Source organism: Stutzerimonas stutzeri, from assembly GCF_024448955.1.
In the GTDB taxonomy this organism is placed as follows: domain Bacteria; phylum Pseudomonadota; class Gammaproteobacteria; order Pseudomonadales; family Pseudomonadaceae; genus Stutzerimonas; species Stutzerimonas stutzeri_AQ.
The window spans coordinates 1-1199 of record NZ_JAMOIH010000031.1 but is presented as its reverse complement, the minus strand read 5'-3'; the positions used below and the strand labels follow the sequence as shown (position 1 = coordinate 1199).

Here is a 1199-nt window from a genome sequence, read left to right as displayed (position 1 = left end):
CGTTAGGGATGGTCTGAAAAAGACTTCCCGAATCTGGTGAAATACGCCGATCCCGTTGCCCGAGTTTCCCGATGAAGCAAATGACCTTCGCCGACGCCGAGTACGCCGGCAAGCGCAAGCAGACCCGCAAAGAGTTGTTCCTGATCGAGATGGATCAGGTGGTGCCGTGGAAGGGTTTGATTGCCCTGATCGAGCCGCACTACCCCAAGGGTGAAGGTGGTCGTCCGGCGTATCAGCTGATGGCGATGCTGCGCGTACATTTGATGCAGAACTGGTTCGGCTACAGCGATCCGGCGATGGAGGAGGCGCTGTACGAAAACCACAATCTTGCGCCAGTTTGCCGGGCTGAACCTAGAGCGTATTCCCGACGAAACCACCATCCTCAATTTCCGTCGCCTGCTGGAGAAGCACGAGTTGGCGGCCGGGATTCAGGCGGTGATCAATGGTTACCTGGGCGATCGGGGCCTGTCGCTGCGCCAGGGCACCATCGTCGATGCCACGCTGATCCATGCGCCGAGTTCGACCAAGAACAAGGACGGTAAGCGTGACCCGCAAATGCACCAGACCAAGAAGGGCAACCAGTATTACTTCGGCATGAAGGCTCACATCGGCGCGGATGCCGAGTCAGGTCTGGTGCACAGCGTGGTGGGGACGGCAGCCAACGTTGCTGACGTTACCCAGGTCGACAAACTGCTGCATGGAAAGGAAAACATGGTCGGCGCCGACGCGGGTTACACCGGCGTAGAGAAACGCCCGGAACATGAAGGCCGGGAGGTGATCTGGCAGATTGCGGCCCGCCGCAGTACGTACAAGAAGCTGAGTAAGCGCAGTGCGCTGTACAAAGCCAAGCGCAAGATCGAGAAATCCAAGGCCCAGGTGCGCGCCAAAGTCGAGCACCCGTTCCGTGTGATCAAGCGCCAATTCGGCTACGTGAAGACACGCTTCCGTGGCCTGGCGAAGAACACCGCGCAGTTGGTGACACTGTTCGCGCTGTCGAACCTGTGGATGGCGCGCCGACATTTGCTGACGAATGCAGGAGAGGTGCGTCTGTAATGCGGGAAATGGCCGGCGCGAGGTGCTCGCGCCGGCTATAAATCCGGAAAGAGGGGATGATTTGATCGTTTTTTAGCCGAATCACCGTTTTGAAATCGGCAAGGGTTGGAGTCAGCCAGAAATACCTGACTACTTCAGACCATCCC

General features: G+C 58.1%; 1 pseudogene. It reads left to right on the top strand.

The features are described from left to right. The first annotated feature begins 71 nt into the window (after positions 1–71). Positions 72–1053 (top strand): annotated as a pseudogene (locus NA645_RS20085) (IS5-like element ISPst5 family transposase). The last annotated feature ends 146 nt before the right edge of the window (positions 1054–1199 follow it).